This window comes from Streptomyces sp. LARHCF249 (genome assembly GCF_052871255.1).
Map to the genome: position 1 here is coordinate 298,575 of NZ_JBIXJQ010000005.1, position 18,498 is coordinate 317,072.

Annotated in this window: 16 protein-coding genes; 8 read left to right on the forward strand and 8 right to left on the reverse strand. The window is 72.8% G+C overall.

The window, feature by feature from the left end:
* Nucleotides 1–31: 31 nt before the first annotated feature.
* Both ACIPUC_RS16310 and ACIPUC_RS16315 read right to left on the reverse strand, forming a co-directional pair.
* Entirely contained in the window at nucleotides 32–2,827 is a 2,796-nt protein-coding gene (locus ACIPUC_RS16310) for a SpoIIE family protein phosphatase (RefSeq protein ID WP_446590019.1), read from the reverse strand.
* Between the two features lie 176 nt (nucleotides 2,828–3,003).
* Entirely contained in the window at nucleotides 3,004–4,152 is a 1,149-nt protein-coding gene (locus ACIPUC_RS16315; protein WP_446590020.1) for a glycerate kinase, read from the reverse strand.
* A gap of 143 nt (nucleotides 4,153–4,295) precedes the next feature.
* On the opposite strand from ACIPUC_RS16315, the gene ACIPUC_RS16320 reads away from it, so the two are divergent.
* Genes ACIPUC_RS16320 through ACIPUC_RS16330 form a run of 3 tightly spaced genes read left to right on the forward strand, consistent with a single transcriptional unit; the run spans nucleotide 4,296 to nucleotide 7,017 of the window.
* On the forward strand, nucleotides 4,296–6,011 hold the full coding sequence (locus ACIPUC_RS16320; protein WP_446590021.1) for a BCCT family transporter: 1,716 nt from the start codon (nucleotides 4,296–4,298) through the stop codon (nucleotides 6,009–6,011).
* Nucleotides 6,012–6,035: 24 nt separating this feature from the next.
* Complete coding sequence (locus ACIPUC_RS16325) at nucleotides 6,036–6,536, forward strand: NUDIX domain-containing protein (protein ID WP_446590022.1); 501 nt, start codon at nucleotides 6,036–6,038, stop codon at nucleotides 6,534–6,536.
* Between the two features lie 52 nt (nucleotides 6,537–6,588).
* Nucleotides 6,589–7,017: a hypothetical protein gene (locus ACIPUC_RS16330; RefSeq protein WP_446590023.1), complete on the forward strand. Its 429-nt coding sequence runs from the start codon at nucleotides 6,589–6,591 to the stop codon at nucleotides 7,015–7,017.
* Here the strand turns inward: ACIPUC_RS16330 and ACIPUC_RS16335 are convergent.
* The 3 genes from ACIPUC_RS16335 to ACIPUC_RS16345 form a co-directional block, all read right to left on the reverse strand.
* Nucleotides 7,014–7,523 (reverse strand): methylated-DNA--[protein]-cysteine S-methyltransferase, encoded by a 510-nt coding sequence (locus tag ACIPUC_RS16335; RefSeq protein WP_446590025.1) that lies wholly within the window; start codon nucleotides 7,521–7,523, stop codon nucleotides 7,014–7,016. The genes ACIPUC_RS16330 and ACIPUC_RS16335 overlap by 4 nt on opposite strands.
* 10 nt (nucleotides 7,524–7,533) lie before the next feature.
* The gene (locus ACIPUC_RS16340) at nucleotides 7,534–9,009 is read right to left on the reverse strand and encodes an AlkA N-terminal domain-containing protein (RefSeq protein ID WP_446590026.1); all 1,476 of its coding nucleotides are present in this window, start codon (nucleotides 9,007–9,009) and stop codon (nucleotides 7,534–7,536) included.
* Between the two features lie 164 nt (nucleotides 9,010–9,173).
* Entirely contained in the window at nucleotides 9,174–10,373 is a 1,200-nt protein-coding gene (locus ACIPUC_RS16345) for a PucR family transcriptional regulator (protein ID WP_446590028.1), read from the reverse strand.
* Nucleotides 10,374–10,568: 195 nt separating this feature from the next.
* Between ACIPUC_RS16345 and ACIPUC_RS16350 the strand changes: the two genes are divergently transcribed.
* From ACIPUC_RS16350 to ACIPUC_RS16370, 5 genes are read left to right on the forward strand one after another with little or no spacing between them, the layout of a single operon-like run.
* A complete protein-coding gene (locus tag ACIPUC_RS16350; protein ID WP_446590029.1) occupies nucleotides 10,569–11,357 on the forward strand; it encodes an ABC transporter ATP-binding protein in 789 nt (262 codons plus the stop codon).
* The gene (locus ACIPUC_RS16355) at nucleotides 11,354–12,160 is read left to right on the forward strand and encodes an ABC transporter ATP-binding protein (RefSeq protein WP_446590031.1); all 807 of its coding nucleotides are present in this window, start codon (nucleotides 11,354–11,356) and stop codon (nucleotides 12,158–12,160) included. The genes ACIPUC_RS16350 and ACIPUC_RS16355 overlap by 4 nt, the downstream gene beginning before the upstream one ends.
* Nucleotides 12,157–13,047, forward strand: coding sequence for a branched-chain amino acid ABC transporter permease (locus ACIPUC_RS16360; RefSeq protein WP_446590033.1), 891 nt, complete (start codon nucleotides 12,157–12,159; stop codon nucleotides 13,045–13,047). Before ACIPUC_RS16355 ends, ACIPUC_RS16360 begins: the two co-directional genes overlap by 4 nt.
* A 16-nt stretch (nucleotides 13,048–13,063) precedes the next feature.
* Nucleotides 13,064–14,146 carry a branched-chain amino acid ABC transporter permease gene (locus ACIPUC_RS16365; protein ID WP_446590439.1) on the forward strand — a complete coding sequence of 361 codons (1,083 nt, stop codon included), beginning with the start codon at nucleotides 13,064–13,066 and terminating at the stop codon, nucleotides 14,144–14,146.
* Nucleotides 14,143–15,423, forward strand: a complete 1,281-nt coding sequence (locus ACIPUC_RS16370; protein ID WP_446590035.1) for an ABC transporter substrate-binding protein — start codon at nucleotides 14,143–14,145, stop codon at nucleotides 15,421–15,423. The genes ACIPUC_RS16365 and ACIPUC_RS16370 overlap by 4 nt, the downstream gene beginning before the upstream one ends.
* Before the next feature lie 179 nt (nucleotides 15,424–15,602).
* Here the strand turns inward: ACIPUC_RS16370 and pssA are convergent, their stop codons facing one another.
* From pssA to ACIPUC_RS16385, 3 genes are all read right to left on the reverse strand, one after another.
* Entirely contained in the window at nucleotides 15,603–16,463 is an 861-nt protein-coding gene (gene pssA / locus ACIPUC_RS16375) for a CDP-diacylglycerol--serine O-phosphatidyltransferase (protein WP_446590036.1), read from the reverse strand.
* Nucleotides 16,450–17,106 (reverse strand): phosphatidylserine decarboxylase, encoded by a 657-nt coding sequence (locus ACIPUC_RS16380; protein WP_446590037.1) that lies wholly within the window; start codon nucleotides 17,104–17,106, stop codon nucleotides 16,450–16,452. Before ACIPUC_RS16380 ends, pssA begins: the two co-directional genes overlap by 14 nt.
* A gap of 186 nt (nucleotides 17,107–17,292) precedes the next feature.
* The gene (locus tag ACIPUC_RS16385) at nucleotides 17,293–18,498 is read right to left on the reverse strand and encodes an acyl-CoA dehydrogenase family protein (RefSeq protein ID WP_030868030.1); all 1,206 of its coding nucleotides are present in this window, start codon (nucleotides 18,496–18,498) and stop codon (nucleotides 17,293–17,295) included.

Below are 18,498 nucleotides of genomic sequence, written 5' to 3' on the forward strand. Positions count from 1 at the left end.
GTGTGACGCCGCCCGTCACGGCGACGCGCCGTCACCAGGCCAGGTCCTCCAGCGCGTTCAGGTCCAGCGGGGCCGGAGCCGGCGGCTCCGTGCCCGCGGTCAGCGGCAGCTCGGCCCAGATGACCTTGCCCCGGTCCGTGTAGCGGACGCCCCACCGGTCGGCGTACTGCGCGACGAGGAACAGCCCGCGCCCGCCCTCGTCGGTCGTGGCCGCGTACCGCAGGTGCGGGGAGGTGCTGCTGCCGTCGGAGACCTCGCAGATCAGGGTGCGGTCGCGCAGCAGGCGGACCCGGACGGGCGCGGACCCGTAGCGGATGGCGTTGGTGACCAGCTCGCTGAGGATCAGCTCGGTGGTGAAGGAGACGTCCTCCAGGCCCCAGGCGGCGAGCTGCGCCGCACCGGCGTTGCGCACGCGGGAGACGGCCGCCGCCTCGCCCGGCACGTCCCACTCGGCGATGCGGTCCGCCTCCAGCCGCCGGGTGTCGGCGATCAGCAGGGCGATGTCGTCGCCCGGCACCGGGGAGAGCAGGGCGGCCAGTACGTCCGAGCAGGCCTGGTCGGGGCTGCGGCCGGACCGGGACAGCGACTCCCGCAGCATTGCCAGACCGCTGTCGAAGTCGCGGTGGCGGTCCTCCACCAGGCCGTCGGTGAACAGCACGAGCCGGCTCCCCTCGGGCAGCCGGAACTCGGTCGCCTCGAAGGGCATGCCGCCGACCCCGAGCGGCAGCCCGGCGGGCAGCTCCGGGAACTCCACGTCCCCGGCGGGGCGGATCACCGCCGGCCCGGGATGCCCGGCGCTGGCCATCGCGCACCGCCCCGAGACCGGGTCGTAGACCGCGTACAGGCAGGTGGCACCCGTGATCCCGGTGGGCTCCTGCCCGCTCTCCCCGACGGCTTCGTCCCCCTCGGCCGCACCGCCGCCGGTGCCGCTCTGGTCGATCCGGTTGATCAGCTCGTCCAGGTGCCCGAGCAGCTCGTCGGGCGGCAGGTCCAGGGTGGAGAAGTTGTGCACGGCGGTGCGCAGCCGGCCCATCGTGGCGGCCGCGTGCACCCCGTGGCCGACGACGTCGCCGACGACCAGCGCCACCCGGGCGCCGGGCAGCGGGATCACGTCGAACCAGTCCCCGCCGACCCCCGCCTTCGCCGGCAGGTAGCGGAAGGCGACGTCCACGGCGGTCAGCTCCGGCAGCACCCGGGGGAGCAGGCTGCGCTGGAGGGCCACGGCCGTCGCGTGCTCCCGGGTGAAACGGCGGGCGTTGTCGATCGAGACGGCCGCGCGCGCCACGAGCTCCATCGCGAAGGACCGGTCCTCCTCGTCGAAGGCCTCCGGGGTGTCCGCTGCCCGCCAGAAGTTGGCCATGCCGAGGACCACACCGCGCGCCTGGAGGGGGACGCTGATCAGGGAGTGCAGCCCGTAGTCCAGGGCTTGCCGGGTCCCTTGCGAATCCTGGGCCCGCCAGCCCATGGCGGCGTGCAGATCCGGCGCGAGCACGGCCTGCCCGGCGCCCAGGGCGGCGGCCATCGGAGCCGTCGGCACCTCGAAGCGGATGATGTCGCCGACCGGCTGGAGCGGCTGGTCGGCGCGGATACCGCTCATGGCCGTGCGCCGCATCTCGGTGTACATGCCGGCGGACGACGAGGGCTCGTCACCGCGCAGCACCGGCTCCAGCAGCTCCACGGTGACGAAGTCCGCGAAGCGGGGGACGGCGACCTCCGACAGCTCCTCCGCGGTCCGCACCACGTCCAGGGTGGTACCGATCCGCACACCGGCGTCGTAGAGCAGCTGGAGCCGCCCGCGGGCCACCTCGGCCCGGCCGGAGAGCGCGGCGAGCTCGGTGGAGTCGCGCAGGGTCATGACGGTGCCGGAGGACTGGCCGCCGTACGGCTTGGCGGGCCGCACGTTGACCGCGAGCAGCCGGTCGCCCGCCAGGTGCACCTCGTCCGTCACGACCCGGCCCGAGGCGAGCAGCTCGGTGGTCCGGGCATCCAGGCCGAGGTCGGCGACGTGCCGGCCTTCGGCGTCGGGAGCCAGGCCGAGGAGCCGCCGGGCCTCGTCGTTCGCGAGGACCAGCCGGTGGTCGGTCCCCATGATGAGCACGCCCTCGCGGACGGCGTGCAGGACGGCCTCGTGGTGCTCGTTCATCCGGGCCATCTCGTCCGCCCGCAGCCCGTGGGTCTGGCGCCGCAGCCGGCGGCTCACCAGGAAGGCGCCGCCCGTGCCGAGCAGCAGGGCGCACGCCGCGGCGCCGATGAGCAGGGGGAGCTGGTCCTCGACCACCTCGGACACGTTCTCCACCTCGATGCCGGTGCCGACCAGGCCCACGACGGTGCCCTGGGCGTCCCGGACGGGTACGACGGCCCGGACCGCGTCGCTGGGCTCGCCGGTGAACGTCTCGGTGAAGGACTGCCCGGCGACGGCCCGCGAGAGGTCGCCCGTCGCCCGCTGGCCGATCAGCTCGGGCCGCGAGTCGGTGTACCGGAGCCCGTCGGTGCTCATCACGGCGATGAAGTCGACGCCGGAGGCCCGGCGGGCGCCGTCGGCCAGCGGCTGGAGCACGGCGGTCGGGTCCGGTGCCTTCAGCGCCGCCGGGAGGCCGGGCGCGTGCGCGAAGGACTCGGCGGCCGCCAGCGAGCGGTTGCGGGCATCGCGGTGGCTGTCGTACCGGGACTGCAGGACCAGGGCCGCCGCGGCCGCGGTGGTCAGCAGCAGCACGATCACCGCCTGGAGGGCGAAGACCTGACCGGCGACGCTGCGGGCCCACCGGGACAGGCGCGCGAACAGGCGCGAGCCCCACCCGGTCGGCCAGCGACCAAAACGTCCGGTCATGAGCCCTTTTTAACACTGTCCAGTGGGTTTGGGGTCGGCGCGTCCCGGCCCCGCCGGCGTTTGAGGCGCGGGGTTCGGGGGCGGAGTCCGCGCAGGGGCGCCGCGCCCGCCCGCGGGAACGGCCGAGGCCCGGCACCCACAGCAGGGGCCGGGCCTCGGGCGAGGTGTGCGCCGGGTCAGAGGACGTCCGCGGCGATGGCGGCCGCCACCTGCTCCAGCAGGGGGCCGGCGTTCGGGATGGACTTCGCCGGGTCCGGCTCCAGGTCCGTCAGCGGGTACGCCTTGCGGATACCGGCGGCCTCGAGGGCCTCCTGGGTCAGCAGCAGCCGTCCGCACACCGCCACGACCGGCTTGCCGGCGGCCCGGGCCGCCGCCGCGACACCGGCCGGGGCCTTCCCGTGCAGGGTCTGCTCGTCCAGCGAGCCCTCACCGGTGATGACCAGCGTGGCGCGCTCCAGCGCCGGCGCGAAGCCCAGCACCTCCAGCATCAGCTCGATTCCGGGCCGGAACGTGGCACCGAGCAGCAGCGCACCGTAGCCGATGCCGCCCGCGCCGCCCGCACCCGGGAGCACCGCGCACTCGGCGGCCTTCGCGCCGATCGACTTCTCGAGGACCGTGGCGAAGTGCGCCAGCGCCGCGTCGAGCGTCGCGACGTCCTGCGGCGACGCCCCCTTCTGCGGTCCGTACACCGCCGCGCAGCCCTTCGGACCGGTCAGCGGGTTGTCCACGTCGCTGGCCAGGACGAAGTCGACCTCCGCGAAGCGCGGGTCGATCCCCGACAGGTCGGCCGAGGCCAGCCCCGCCAGCGCCCCGCCGCCCGGACCGACCGGTTCGCCGTTCGCATCCAGGAACACCGCGCCCAGTGCCGCCAGCATGCCGGCGCCGCCGTCGGTGGTGGCGCTGCCGCCCACGCCGAAGACGATGGAGCGCGCGCCCGCGTCCAGCGCGGCCTTCAGCAGCTCGCCCGAGCCGTACGTGGTGGCCGTCAGCGGGGCGAAGGTGCCCGCCGGCAGCAGCTGCAGTCCGGAGGCCTCCGCCATCTCGACCACCGCGGTGCCCTCGCGCAGCGCGAAGGCGGCCGTGACCTGGTCGCCGAGGGGCCCGGTGACCCGTACCTCCCGGCGCTCGAAACCGGCCGCCACCGCGGCCGCGACCGTGCCGTCTCCGCCGTCCGCGACCGGGAGGGTCTCGATCTCCACGCCCGGTACGGCCTTGCGGAGGCCCGCCGTCACCCGCTCCGCGACCTGAACGGCCGTGAGCGAGCCCTTGAATTTGTCCGCGGCGATGAGCACGCGCGCGGCCTCAGTTACTGCTCCGTCCGTCACCTTGCTATTCCCTTGCTATCGAACAGTGCAGTCGCGCCGCCATGAGCTTATCCGGAGGATCCTCCTATGCCCATGAGTGGCCTGGGCCACACCCGGCGCGCCATACGGCCAAATAGGGATATACGCCTGCATAGTGTGGCCGCATGAGCGCGGATTCACTGGAACAGCCACGTCCGGATACCCCAGGTGACGGGCCCGTGGGTCCGGCGGACGGCACTCCCGACCGCACCGTCGTCACCGTGGGCGTGATCGCCGTACTGGCCGTGGTCGCCTGGGCGGCCCTCGCCAAGGGCTCCTTCGACACCGCGTCGAGCACCGCGCTCGCCTGGGTCCTGGACAACTTCGCCTGGCTGTTCGTGATCGCCGCCGACGCCTTCCTCGTGATGTGCGTCCTGCTCGCCGTCAGCCGCTTCGGCCGGATCCGGCTCGGCGCCGACGACTCCGAGCCGGAGTTCACCAACCTCGCGTGGATCGCGATGATGTTCAGCGCCGGCATGGGCATCGGCCTGATGTTCTACGGGGTGGGGGAGCCGCTCACCCACTACCTGAACCCGCCCCCGGCCTCCGGCGCGGCCCCGGCCACCGGCGCCTCCGCCCTCGCGGCGATGGAGTACTCCTTCTTCCACTGGACCCTCACCCCCTGGGCGATCTACGGCATCGCCGGCCTCGCCCTCGCCTACGCGACCTTCCGCAAGGGCCGCGGCAACCGGCTCAGCTCCGCCTTCGTCCCCCTCATGGGTGAGCAACGGGCAGACGGGTGGGCCGGCAAGTCCATCGACCTGCTCGCCGTCTTCGCCACCGTCTTCGGCACCGCGACCAGCCTCGGGCTCGGCGCGCTCCAGGTGTCCAAGGGCCTCAGCATCACCACGGGCGTCGAGGACTCCACCACCGTCGAGCTGATCATCATCGGCTCGCTCTCGGCGGCCTTCGTGCTCTCCGCCTTCTCCGGCCTGCACAAGGGGGTGAAGTGGCTCAGCACCGTCAACATCGTGCTCGCCGCCACCCTGATGCTCTTCGTCTTCCTGCTCGGCCCCACCGTCTACATCCTCGACGTGATCCCCTCCAGCGTCGGCGGCTACCTGCACCAGCTGCTGCCCATGGCCAGCCGGACCGGCGCCTTCACCGACGCCGAGTGGCTCGGCGCGTGGACCGTCTTCTACTGGGCGTGGTGGCTCTCCTGGGCGCCCTTCGTCGGCACCTTCATCGCCCGCATCTCGCGCGGCCGCACCATCCGCGAGTTCCTGGTCGGCGTCCTGTTCGTGCCCAGCGGCGCCACCGTCATCTGGTTCTGCGTGATGGGCGGCACCGCCATCCGCCTCGACTCCACCGGCGCCGTGGACTTCGCCGCCAAGATCAAGGACGGTACGGAGGCCTCGCTGTTCGCGATGCTGGACGCCCTGCCGCTCTCCACGGTCACCTCCTGGGTGGCCATGGCCCTGGTCATGACCTACTTCGTCACCAGCGCCGACTCGGCCTCCCTGGTCATGGGCTCGCTCACCAGCCGCGGCTCGCTCCACCCGCCGACCTGGCTCGTCGTCACCTGGGGCGTGCTGATGGCGGCCGTCGCCGCCGTGCTCCTCGTGGCCGGAGGACTCAAGTCCCTGCAGACCGCCACCATCCTGGTCGCACTGCCCTTCGTCGTCGTCATGCTGCTGCTCTGCTGGGCCCTGCTGACGGAACTGCGCGAGGACCCCGGAGCCGGACCCGCCCGCCACCACGCGCTGCACGGACTGCGGGACGCGGTACGGGCCATGGTCGGCGACGCCATCACCGAACAGGGCCCGGCCCGCCATCCGCGGCTGCGGCGCGTCGCCGAGTCCCGGGGCCGGGACCGCGGAGACGGGCCGGACGTTCCGTAACGGATGTCTGGGTAGGGTGGCGAGGTGACCACCACCGATGACTACGCCACCTACATCGCGAGCCTGCCCCGGGTGCTGGCCGGCGCGGCCGCCCTCTACCGGGACGCCGAGGGCAGGGTCCTGCTCGTCGAGCCCAACTACCGCGAGGGCTGGGCCCTGCCGGGCGGCACCATCGAGTCGGACCAGGGCGAGTCGCCGCGCACCGCCGCCCGCCGCGAGAGCGCCGAGGAGATCGGCATCGACGTGCCGCTCGGCCGGCTGCTCGCCGTGGACTGGACCCTCGGCGCGGGCCGCCCGCCGCTGGTCGCCTACCTCTACGACGGCGGGGTGCTCGACGCCGGGCAGCTCGCGTCCATCACGCTCCAGGAGGAGGAGCTGATCTCCTGGCGGCTGGTCGACCCCGCCGAACTCCCCGCGTACCTCCCCGGATCGCTCGGCCTGCGCACCCAAGAGGCCTACCGGGTCCTGCAGTCGGGCGAGGGCGCCGCCGAACTCGAGAACGGCCGCCGCCCCCTCCCGTTGTAGCAAAGGCCGCCTCGTCACACCGGGCTTACTGCGAGCAGGACAGAATCAGCTGATGATCACGATGTACGCCTGGCCCAGCACCGCCGACGGTCCCGACGCCCTCCCCATGGTCCACTTCACCACCGACCAGCAGTCCGCCGGCGAGGTGACCCCGGAGGGGATGCCGGTCTGGCTGTTCGACACCGCGATCCGCGACGGCGGCTGGTGCCAGTTCACCGACTTCGACGGCTGGTCGGTGCCGGCCGCCCAGTGGCAGGCCGTGTACCGCCGCGAGGACGACCTGCTCGCGGTCAGCGGCCCCGGCTCCTGCGAGGGCTGGTACCAGGGCAACCTCGGCGCCGACGCCGACTGGGTGGCGGCCGCGGCCGCCCAGCAGAGCGTGGTCCTGCTCGCCGCCCCCGTCCAGCACCCCTCGCTGTACGGCTACGCGGTCGAGGCGGGCGCCGCCTTCGCCCTGCTGGTCCCGCTGCTCGTGGTCTAGGCCTGCAGCTGCCCGGCCGCCGCCTCGAAGCCGAGCAGCCGGACCTTGCGCTCGACGCCCCCGCCGTAGCCGGTCATGCCGCCCGAGGCGCCGATCACGCGGTGGCACGGCACGATGATCCCGATCGGGTTCTTCCCGTTCGCCAGGCCCACGGCGCGCGAGGCGTTCGGCTTGCCGAGCTCGGCCGCGAGCTGCCCGTACGACCAGGTCTCGCCGTAGGGGATCCGCACGAGCTGGTCCCACACGCTGCGCTGGAAGTCGGTGCCCTCCAGCCGCAGCGGCAGGTCGAACTCGGTGAGCTCCCCGGCGAAGTACGCGGCCAGCTGCCGCACCACTTCGGGGAAGGGCTCCTCGGCGGCGGCCACCCGCTCCCCGAAGGACTCGTCGGCCGGGCGGTGGCGCTGTCCCGTCATGTACAGGCCGCTGAGGACGCCGCCCGTGGCGACGAGGGTGAGCGGACCGTACGGGCTGTCGACGACGGTGTGCTGCTTGCTGCTGGTGTTCACGGTGTGCTCCTCAGGCGGGCAGGTGGTTGATGGCGTGGTCGTCGGTGGCCCACAAGTACTGGACGGCGTACGCGCGCCAGGGCCGCCAGCCGGCCGCCCGGGCGGTCAGCGCCGAGGGCGTGGACGGCAGCCCGAGCCCCCGCGCCGCCCGCCGGACACCCAGGTCGGAGGGCAGGAACGCGTCCGGGTCGCCGAGCGCCCGCATCGCGATGACCTCGGTGGTCCACGGGCCGAAACCCGGCAGCGCGGACAGCCTGGCGCGCGCCGCGTCCCAGTCGCTGTCGACGCCGAGCGGCAGCGAGCCGTCGGCGAGCGCCGAGACCAGGGTGGTGAACGTGGTGCGCCGGGTGCGCGGCATGGCCAGGGACTCCGGGTCCAGCGCGGCGAGGGCCTGCGGGGACGGGAAGAGGTGGGTCAGCCCGCCCAGCGGGTCCTCCACGGGCTCCCCGTGCGCCGTGACCAGCCGGGCCGCGTGCGTGCGCGCCGCCGCGGTGGACACCTGCTGGCCGAGGACCGCCCGTACGGCGAACTCCGCCGCGTCGACCGTACGGGGAACCCGGCGCCCGGGAGCCTTGTCCACGAGCGGGGCCAGCAGCGGGTCCGCGCGCAGCTGCTCGTCGACCGCCTCGGGATCGGCGTCCAGATCGAGCATCCAGCGGCAGCGGCTGATCGCGATGGTGAGGTCGCGCAGGTCGGTCAGGGCGAGGCGGCAGCCGATGTGGTCCGGCTGCGGGGTCAGTGCGACGACCCCGGTGCCGTAGGGCAGGCGCAGGGTGCGGCGGTAGGCGCCGTCGCGCCACTCCTCCACGCCGGGGACGGCGGTCGCGGCCAGGTGCCCGAAGAGGTTGTCCGGGGTCAGGGGGGCCCGGAACGGCAGCCGCAGGCTGATCGTCCCGGGGATCCGGGGCTGATGGCGGCCGGCCTTGTCGGCGCGCAGCCGCAGCTCGCTGGGGGAGAGGGCGAAGACCTCGCGGACGGTGTCGTTGAAGGTGCGGATGGAGGAGAAGCCGGCGGCGAACGCCACGTCGCCCATCGGGAGCTCGGAGGTCTCGATGAGCAGCCGGGCGGCCTGGGCGCGCTGGGCCCGTGCGAGGGCCAGCGGGCCGGCCCCGAGCTCGGCGCTGAGCTGCCGCTCCACCTGGCGGGTGGAGTAGCCGAGCCGGGCGGCGAGCCCCGGCACCCCCTCGCGGTCCACCACTCCGTCCTGGATCAGCCGCATCGCGCGGGCGACGGCATCGGCGCGGGCGTTCCACTCGGGGGAGCCCGGGCTGGTGTCCGGCCGGCACCGCTTGCAGGCCCGGAACCCGGCCTGCTGGCAGGCGGCGGCGCTGGGCAGGAAGGTCATGTTCTCGACCTTGGGCGGTACGGCGGGGCAGCTGGGCCGGCAGTAGATCCGCGTGGTCAGGACGGCGGTGAAGAACCATCCGTCGAAGCGGGCGTCCTTCGACTGCACGGCCCTTACGCAGCGCTCGGTGTCGGTGTGCATGGCTCCAGGATCCGGGGCGAGACCCACCAAGGCTGGCGGTTTCCCGACATCAAGCCTACGGCTCGCCGCCGCCGCACAAGCCCCCCGGGGCTCCGCCCGGACCCTGCGTTGGAGGCCCGGGGGTTCTGGGGCGGAGCCCGTGACAGCGGCGGCGCCGCACCCGGTCAGGCAGGGCCCGCGGCGGCGGACAGGCGGTGGGCGTCGCGGGCCAGGGTCAGGGCTACCAGGTCGTGGGGGCGGGACAGGGAGCGGGAGGTCAGGTGTTCCAGGCGGCGCAGCCGGTTGAACACCGTGTTGCGGTGGCAATAGAGGCGGCTCGCCGCCCGCCCGGCGGAGCCCTCGGCCGCGAGCCACGCGTCGAGCGTCTCCAGCAGTACCGCCCGGTCCGCCGGGTCCAGCCCCAGCAGCGGCCCCAGCACCGCCTGGACCAGCTCCCCCGCCAGCTCCGGCTGGCCCACCACCAGAGCCGCGGGCAGCCGCTCAGACAGCCGGACCAGCCCCCGCTCCTCCGCACCGCAGGTGGCCAGCGCCGTCTCCGCCAGCCTCCGCGCCCGGCCCAGCTCCGCCAGCCCGTCCACCACCGGGCTGATCCCGCCGGGCCCGTGGCAGCGGTCGGCCAGCTCCGCCGCCAGTTCCTCCGGGGAGGAGGACCCGAGGGCCACCACCGCCAGCTCCTGCTCCGCCCGCATCCGCCAGAACAGCCGCATCCCGCCCACCGCCGCCACCCGGTGCACCGAGTCCCGCCGGTCCACGGGGAGCACGACCACCGCGTACCGCCCCTGCTCCGGCAGGTCCAGCCCCGCCGCCGCCCGCGCCGCCAGGCCCGGCGCCGCGGCCCCCTGGAGCAGCGCGTCCAGCAGGGCCTGCACCCGCTCGTCGCTGCGCCGCCGCATCTCCCGCTCGCCCGCCCGGTAGGCCTCCGCCGTCGTCGCTGCCTGCTGCTCGATCCCGGCCCACATCGCCCCGGCCGTCCGCGCCAGCACCGGCAGCGCGTCCGGGTCCTCCTCGGTCACGATGTCCAGCAGCACGTCCCAGGTCAGCCGGCCCGCGCGCCGGTACGCGTACAGCAACAGGTCCAGCGGCAGCCCCTGTTCGGCCCGCCGCCGCCCCAGCTCCTCCGCGTAGACCAGGTCCTTGCGCGCGTCCGAGCGGCGCGCGGCGAACGCCTCGATGCCGTACCGCATGGCCTCGCTGATCTGCTGCCAGTGCTCGTCCCGCGGCACCACCAGGTCGTACAGCGGCGAGTGCTGCGCCAGATCGCCGATCAGCCGCTCGGTCAGCTCCGGGACGCGCTCCAGCAGCACCTCGGCCGCCGTGAGCAGCACCGACCATTCCGCTTCCGTACGCGCCCTGCGTCCGCCCATGGCCGCTGAGGATGTCACCCGCGGCCCACCGGCGTAAGGGGCCCCGTACGCAGGTCTGTGCCGCTGCACAACCGGACCCCACCCCCGGCTGGTCATCGGCAGCGATTCCGCTGCGGGCCGTGGACGGCCGCCCCGGCCGGTGCTGGTCTGTGCGCCAGCACAACGCCCGAACAGGGCCTGGCAGTGGGAGGGGAAGTGGCCTCGCTCCAAGTGCGCGAGCTGTCCGTCGGCTACGGGCCGGTCCGGGCGCTGCGCGCCGTGTCGCTCGACGTACCCGAGGGCGCCGTGGTCGTCGTGCTCGGCGGGAACGGCGCGGGCAAGACGACCCTGCTGCGGGCGGTGTCCCGCACGCTCGCCTTCCACCGCGGCGCCGTCACCGCGGGGGGCGTGACCTTCGACGGCACGCCGCTGGACGGACTGGCCCCGGCCCGGGCGGTGGCCGCCGGAGTGGTGCAAGTCCCCGAAGGACGGCAGGTGTTCGCGCGGATGAGCGTCGCGGACAACCTGCGGGCGGGCGCCCTCGGGGCCCGGGCCGGCTCCCGGTCCGACACCGCCCGCTCGCTGGCCCGCGTCCACGAGCTCTTCCCGGTCCTCGCCAAACGGTCCCGGCAGCGGGCGGGGCTGCTCTCCGGGGGCGAGCAGCAGATGCTGGCCCTGGGCCGCGCCCTGATGGCCCGCCCCCGGCTGCTGCTCCTGGACGAGCCCTCACTGGGCCTGGCGCCGAAGATGGCCGCGACGATCGCCGCGACCATCACCGAGATCAACGCCTCGGGCACCTCGGTGCTGCTGGTGGAGCAGAACGCGGCCCTCGCGCTCCGGCTGGCCTCCCACGCCTACGTCCTGGAGGTCGGCGAGGTCACCCTGTCCGGCCCGGCCGCCGAACTGGCCGCCTCGGACGAGGTACGCCGCCGCTACCTCGGCATCACCGACGAGGCCGCCCCGGCCCCTGAGCAGACCCGCACCCTGCGCAGGTGGTCGGCATGACGGGGCTTCCCGGCCCCGGCGGCCACGGCACGCCGCCGCTCACCGTCACCGACGTCACCGTCCGCTTCGCCGGGCTCACCGCCCTCGACGGGGTCTCCTTCACCGTCGAGCCCGGCAGCCTGCACGCCGTCATCGGCCCCAATGGAGCAGGCAAGTCCACCTGCTTCAACGTGCTCTCCGGGGTCTACCGCGCGGCGACGGGCAGCGTCCGCTTCGGCGCCGACGAGCTCACCGGCCTGGCCCCGCACGCCGTCGCCGCGCTCGGCATCGCCCGGACCTTCCAGAACCTGGCCCTGCCCCCGCACACCACGGTCGCCGACAGCCTGCTGCTCGGCCGCCACCGTCTGATGCGCTCCGGATTCCTCGCCGCCGGGCTCCGGCTCCCGGCCGCCGTCCGCGAGGACCGCCGGCACCGCGAACGGGTCCGCGAGATCGCGGCCTTCGTCGGTCTGGAGGCCGACCTGGCCGCGCCCGCCGGCTCCCTCCCGTACGGGAAACAGAAACTCGTCGAGCTGGCCCGGGCCCTGTGCATGGAGCCCCGGCTGCTCCTCCTGGACGAACCCGTCGCCGGGATGACCGCCGACGAACGGCAGCGCACCGCCGCGGTCATCGCGGGCGTCCAGAGCGGCCTCGGCATCTCGATCGTGCTGGTCGAACACGACATGGGGGTGGTGATGCGGCTCGCGGACGCGGTGACCGTACTCGACTTCGGCAGACGGATCGGCGGCGGGACCCCCGCCCAGGTGCAGAGCGACCCGGCGGTCGTCCGCGCCTACCTCGGCGAGGAGGACCCGGCCGCGTGACCACCTTCCTGGAACTGCTGCTCGGCGGCCTGTCCATGGGCTCCGTGTACGCCCTGATCGCCCTCGGCTTCGTGGTCATCTTCAAGGCCACCGAAGTCGTCAACTTCGCCCACGCCTCGCTCCTGCTGGCGGGCGGCTGGGTCACCGCGGTCCTCCACGACGACATCGGCTTCTGGCCCGCCCTGGCCGTGGGAGTAGGCGCCGCCGCCGCGGTCGGTGCCGCGGTGGAGTTCCTCGTCATGCGCCGCTACCGCGGCCAGGACCAGAGCGTGCTCGCCATCGTCACCATCGGCGTGGACATCCTGCTCACCACCGACCTCACCCGTCGCATCGGTACGGACGTACTCGCCCTCGGCGACCCCTGGGGCGACGCCGTGGTCCACCTCGGCCCGGTCACCCTCCCGCAGACCCGGATCGCGGCCTTCGCCTCCGCCACCCTTCTGATCGGCGCGTTCCTGCTGCTGTTCCGGTACACCGCCTGGGGAGTGGCCATGCGCGCCGCCGCCGAGAAGCCGGAGACCGCCGCGCTGATGGGCGTCCGGCTGGGCCGTGTGTCCCTGGCGGCGTGGGCGGTCGCCGGGGCCCTGGCCGCCGTGGCGGCGCTCTTCCTCACCGTCTTTCCCACCCCAGGCCTGGAACGGGCCACCTCGCTGGCCGCCCTCAAGGCCTTCCCGGCGGCCATCCTCGGCGGCCTCGACTCCACCACCGGAGCCCTCGCGGGCGGCCTGATCGTCGGCGTCACCGAGGCCATGGCCACCGGCTACCAGAGCCAGCTCGCCTTCCTCGGCCGCGGCATCGGCGACCTCGCCCCGTACCTGGTCATGGTCGCGGTGCTGCTGCTGCGCCCGGCGGGCCTCTTCGGCACGAAGGAGCCCGCCCGTGTCTGACACCCCGCGCCCCGCCCTGAACCGCCCGAACCCGAGCCCCGCGACCCCGCGGCGTCCGAGCCCGAAGCGCCTGGTCCTGTGGGCCGCCGGGGCCGTCGTGCTCCTCGCGCTGCCCTTCTACCTGGAACGGTTCTGGCTCCAGGCCGGGCTGTTCGCCATCGCCGCGGCCATCGGGGCCATCGGCCTCAACCTGCTCACCGGAGCCACCGGCCAGCTGTCCATGGGGCACGCCTTCTTCCTCGCCGTCGGCGCGTACGGGTACTGCGCGCTGGCCGGGGACGGCGGACGCTCCGGCGGCCACGAGCTCGTCGGCCTCGGCCTGCCCAGCTGGCTGGCGGCCGTGCTCGCCGTCGCCCTCGCCGGAGCCGCCGGCGGGCTGTTCAGCCCCATCGCCGGCCGGCTGCGCGGCGCCTACCTCGGCATCGCCACCCTCGCGCTGATCTTCATCGGCCAGCACGTCCTGTTCAACGCGACCCCGCTCACCGGCGGCTTCAACGGCCGCGCCGTCGAACCGCTCTCCCTCCTCGGCATCACCTTCGACGACACCGAGACCGTGATCGCCGCCGTCCCCTTCCAGTCCGCCGAAAAGCTCTGGTACGTCGCCCTCGCCGCACTCCTCGCCTGCGCCCTCTTCGCCCGCGGCATCCTGCGCGGCCGCCCGGGCCGCGCCATGAACGCCATCCGCGACCACACCATCGCCGCCGGTGTCATGGGCGTCCCCGTCGCCCGCTACCGCGCCGCCGTCTTCGTCCTGTCCTCCATGTACGCGGGCCTGGCGGGGGTCCTGCTCGCCCTCGTCTTCCAGCGCACCGTGCCCGACTACTTCGGCATGGTCCTGTCCCTCGAATACCTCGCCATGATCGTGATCGGCGGGCTCGGCACGGTCGCGGGCGCCGTCATCGGCGCCGCGTTCGTCTCCCTGCTGCCCCAGCTGCTCACCCGATACAGCGACGCCCTCCCGCTCGTCGCCGCCCCCGGCGCCGGCGGTGTCTCCCCGGGAGAGGCGTCGCGCTACCTGTACGGCGCGGCCGTCGTCGCCGTCGTCCTGTTCCTCCCGGGCGGCCTCGCCCGGATCCGACCTCCGAAGGAGCCAGCGTGATCAGACCCGGCACGGACAAGCGAGCGCGACTCGGTACGGCAGCCCTCGCGGCCGCGCTCCTGCTCACCGGCGCCGCCGGGTGCAGCGGAAAGGCGAACACCTCGGGCGGCGACAAGCAGGGCGAGGGCGGCGTCAAGACCGGCAAGGGGGTCACCGCCACCGCCATCAAGCTCGGCGCCCTCACCGACATGACCGGCGTCTACGCCTCGCTCGGCAAGAGCGTCACCCAGGCCCAGCAGCTCTGGATCAAGCAGGCCAACGCCGCGGGCGGCATCTGCGGCCGGCAGCTGGAGCTGACGGTCCGCGACCACGGCTACGACCCGCAGAAGGCCCTCGCCGGCTACACCGAGCTGGAACCCGACGTGCTCGGCTTCGCCCAGTTCATCGGCTCCCCGTTCGTCGCCGCGGTCAAGGACCGCATCGACGGCCAGGACAAGGGCCTGGTCATCCCGCAGGCCTGGTCCGCCTCGCTGCTGGGCAGCCCTGCCATCCGCACCGTGGGGGCCACGTACGACATCGAGACGGTCAACGCCATCGGGTACCTCCTCGAACAGAAGAGGATCTCCTCCGGCGACAAGATCGGCCAGGTCTACTTCGAGGGGGACTACGGCGAGAACGCCCTCGCGGGGGCCAAGCACGCGGCCAAGGAGGCCGGACTCACCATCGTCGAGCAGAAGATCAAGCCCACCGACAACGACATGTCCGCCCAGGTCGCGGCCCTCAAGCAGGCCGGGGTCAAGGCCGTGGTGATCAGCGCCGGCCCCCGGCAGGCGGCCTCGCTGGTGGGGGTCGCCGCGGCCGGCGGCTGGAACGTCCCGGTGGTCGGCAACAACTCGGCCTTCGCCCCCCAGCTGCTCGCCACCCCGGCGGGCGCGGCCCTGCAGAAGGACTACTACGTCGCGGCGTCCAGCCTGCCGATCGGCTCCCCGGCTCCCGGCCCGGCGGCCCTGGCCACGGCCTACAAGGAGGCCTATCCGGGTGCGGGCCTCGACAACGGCGTGGTGGCCGGCTACACGGCCGCGGCGGTTTACGGGGAGGCCCTGAAGAAGGCCTGCGCCGACAAGGACCTCACCCGCGAGGGCGTCGGCAAGGCCCTGCTGACCCTGAAGGCCTACGACAGCGGCTTCGGCATCACCCACGACTTCTCCGACCCGAAGTCCCCCTCCACCCGCCAAAGCGTGATCATGAAACCGGACGAGCAGACCCCGGGCGGCCTGAAGGTCGTCAAGGAAGCGGCGGTAGCCCCGGCGGCGGAAGGCTACACGCCCGGATCCTAATCCGGCACCTTCCGGCCCCCGCCAGGCACCAACAGCCCCGCCGGCATTTGAGGCGCGGGGTCCGGGGCGGAGCCCCAGGAAGCCCGGGCGCAGCCCGGGGACGCTTGCGCGGCGGCGCCGCACACGACGAGAGGGCCCCGGATGCCAGTGCATCCGGAGCCCTCTCACACGTGCCGAGCTCAGCGCAGCGTAGTGGCGCGAGCCTCACGACGGTTGTGCCGGAAGGTGTTGGCCCGCCGGGTCGTCGCGAACAGCGGAATGGTCGCCGCCATCGCGATCTGCAGCGCGCAGCCGGTCTGGAGCAGCAGCTGACCGCCCGGGGCGTCGAACGCCCAGGCCGCCAGCAGCCCCATCGCACCGATGATCCAGCAGAGCATCGCCACCGCGAGGACACCCCGCGGCTTGGGGTACTCGACCCGGCTCACCATCAGCCAGGCCACCCCGATGATCGCGAGCAGCGTCGGGACGAAGGGCAGCTCCAGCAGCACGATCGAGACGACCGTCAGCGCGCCGAAGGGGCTCGGCATGCCCTGGAACATGCCGTCCTTCATCGTCACGCAGCTGAATCTGGCGAGTCTGAGCACCACGGCCAGCAGCACCACGATCGCGGCCAGCGCCGACATCTTCTGCACCGCGTCGTCGGCGACCATGCCGTAGACGAGCACGAAGTACGCGGGAGCCAGGCCGAAGCTGATCAGGTCGGACAGGTTGTCCAGCTCGGCGCCCATCGGCGAGCTGCGCAGCTTGCGGGCCACGATGCCGTCGAAGAGGTCGAAGACCGCGGCGAGCAGCATCAGTATCACTGCCGTCGCGGCGCTGTTACGGGCCATGCCCGACTCGCCACTGCCGGTGAGGTGCGGGATGAGGATTCCGGTGGTGGTGAAGTACACCGCCATGAATCCGCACGTCGCGTTGCCGAGGGTGAGGGTGTCCGCTATCGACAGCCGCAGCGAGAGCGGCATGTCGTCCTCGGCGGCCTCGTCCTCGGCGGGCTCGGGCACCCAGCCGGCTGCCGGAGTCTCAGGGTCAGTCACGGTCAATTCGTGTCACCCCCGCGGTGGTGGCCTGACCGACCTCGACCGCGACCTCGACGCCCTCGGGGAGGTAGATGTCGACGCGGGAGCCGAAGCGGATCAGACCGATGCGTTCGCCCTGCTCGACCTTGGTACCGGCCGGCAGGTACGGAACGATGCGCCGGGCGACTGCGCCGGCGATCTGCACCATCTCGATGTCACCGAGCTCGGTGTCGAAGTGCCAGACAACGCGCTCGTTGTTCTCGCTCTCCTTGTTGAACGCCGGGACGAATCCGCCGGGGATGTGCTCCACGGACGTCACCGTGCCCGCGAGGGGCGCGCGGTTGACGTGGACGTTCAGCGGGCTCATGAAGATCGCGACCCGGGTCCGTCCGTCCTTCCACGGCATGATGCTCTGCACCACACCGTCGGCGGGCGAGATGACACGGCCCTGGGCGATCTCGCGCTCGGGGTCGCGGAAGAACCACAGCATGCCCGCCGCGAGCGCGGTGGTGGGCACGGCCGCCGCGGCCCAGCGCCCGGACTTGCGAGCCCGGGTGAGGCTGAGCGCCGCGGTGGCGAGGGTCGGCAGAAGCCACGGCGATGCTCCGCGCGCGAGGCGTACGCCAAGGAGGCTGTCGCGAGGTGCAGAGGTTTGGCTGTGGGGCATGGATGACCTTCGTAGCGGGTGATTGCCGCGCCGCAAACGGGGGGACGGGACGGCGGCTTTACTGGAATGCTATCGGTTGCGCGCAACAACTGGGCAAGCCAGAAGCCGAGTCGATGTCCGTCAGCCAGTGACTGCTAGTGACTCTTTCGCGGCGAATCGGTGGATGATTCGCCGCAAAAGGGACTTTCAGCCCTGGAGTCGGTACTCCTCGAGCAGGCGTCGCCCGATGATCATTTTCTGGATCTCGGCGGTACCTTCACCGATCAGCAGCATCGGAGCCTCCCGGTAGAGGCGCTCGATCTCGTACTCCTTGGAGAACCCGTAGCCGCCATGGATACGGAAGGCGTCCTCCACCACCTCCTTGCAGTACTCGGAGGCGAGGTACTTCGCCATCCCTGCTTCGAGGTCGTTTCGTTCCCCGGAGTCCTTTTTGCGTGCTGCATTCACCATCATGGCATGGGCGGCTTCGACCTTGGTAGCCATCTCGGCCAGCTTGAACTGGATGGCCTGGTGCTCGGCGATCGCCTTGCCGAAAGTGTGACGCTGCTGGGCATAAGAGACACCGAGCTCGAAAGCACGCTGAGCGACGCCGCAGCCACGCGCCGCCACGTTGACGCGGCCGACCTCGACCCCGTCCATCATTTGGTAAAACCCTCGGCCCGTCTGGCCTCCGAGGACCCGATTGGCCGGAATGCGCAGTCCGTCCATGATGAGCTCGGTCGTGTCGACGCCCTTGTAGCCCATCTTGTCGATCTTGCCGGGGATGGTCAGGCCCGGACGGACCTCACCGAAGCCCGGCTCCTTCTCGACGAGGAAGGTCGTCATCGACTTGTGGGGCGCGGTGCCCTCGGGGTGTCCTTCGTCACTTCGCACCAGAACGGCCACCAGCGTGGAGCTGCCGCCGTTCGTCAGCCACATCTTCTGGCCGTTCAGGACGTACTCGTCGCCGTCCTTCACCGCCTTCGACGTGATGGCCGACACATCGGAGCCCAGCCCCGGCTCGGACATCGAGAACGCGCCGCGCACCTCGCCCAGCGCCATGCGCGGGAGGAAGTGGTCCTTCTGCTCCTGCGTGCCGTGCTGCTTGAGCATGTACGCCACGATGAAGTGCGTGTTGATGATGCCCGAGACGGACATCCAGCCCCGCGCTATCTCCTCGACGCACAGGGCGTAGGTGAGGAGCGACTCACCCAGACCGCCGTACTCCTCCGGGATCATCAGGCCGAAGAGGCCGAGCTCCTTGAGGCCGTCGACGATCTGCTGCGGGTACTCGTCACGGTGTTCGAGCTCGGTCGCGACCGGGATGATCTCCTTGTCGACGAACTCCCGGACGGTCTTGAGGATCTCCCGCTGGACGTCCGTGAGCCCGGCGGTCTGGGCGAGTCGGGCCAT

What these genes read in the sequence shown, in the direction of transcription:
- ACIPUC_RS16310 (WP_446590019.1), bottom strand. Translation starts at nt 2,827, where the DNA reads ATGACCGGACGTTTTGGTCGCTGGCCGACCGGGTGGGGCTCGCGCCTG.
- ACIPUC_RS16320 (WP_446590021.1), top strand. Translation starts at nt 4,296, where the DNA reads ATGAGCGCGGATTCACTGGAACAGCCACGTCCGGATACCCCAGGTGAC.
- ACIPUC_RS16330 (WP_446590023.1), top strand. Translation starts at nt 6,589, where the DNA reads ATGATCACGATGTACGCCTGGCCCAGCACCGCCGACGGTCCCGACGCC.
- ACIPUC_RS16340 (WP_446590026.1), bottom strand. Translation starts at nt 9,009, where the DNA reads ATGCACACCGACACCGAGCGCTGCGTAAGGGCCGTGCAGTCGAAGGAC.
- ACIPUC_RS16345 (WP_446590028.1), bottom strand. Translation starts at nt 10,373, where the DNA reads ATGGGCGGACGCAGGGCGCGTACGGAAGCGGAATGGTCGGTGCTGCTC.
- ACIPUC_RS16355 (WP_446590031.1), top strand. Translation starts at nt 11,354, where the DNA reads ATGACGGGGCTTCCCGGCCCCGGCGGCCACGGCACGCCGCCGCTCACC.
- ACIPUC_RS16380 (WP_446590037.1), bottom strand. Translation starts at nt 17,106, where the DNA reads ATGCCCCACAGCCAAACCTCTGCACCTCGCGACAGCCTCCTTGGCGTA.
- ACIPUC_RS16385 (WP_030868030.1), bottom strand. Translation starts at nt 18,498, where the DNA reads ATGGCCCGACTCGCCCAGACCGCCGGGCTCACGGACGTCCAGCGGGAG.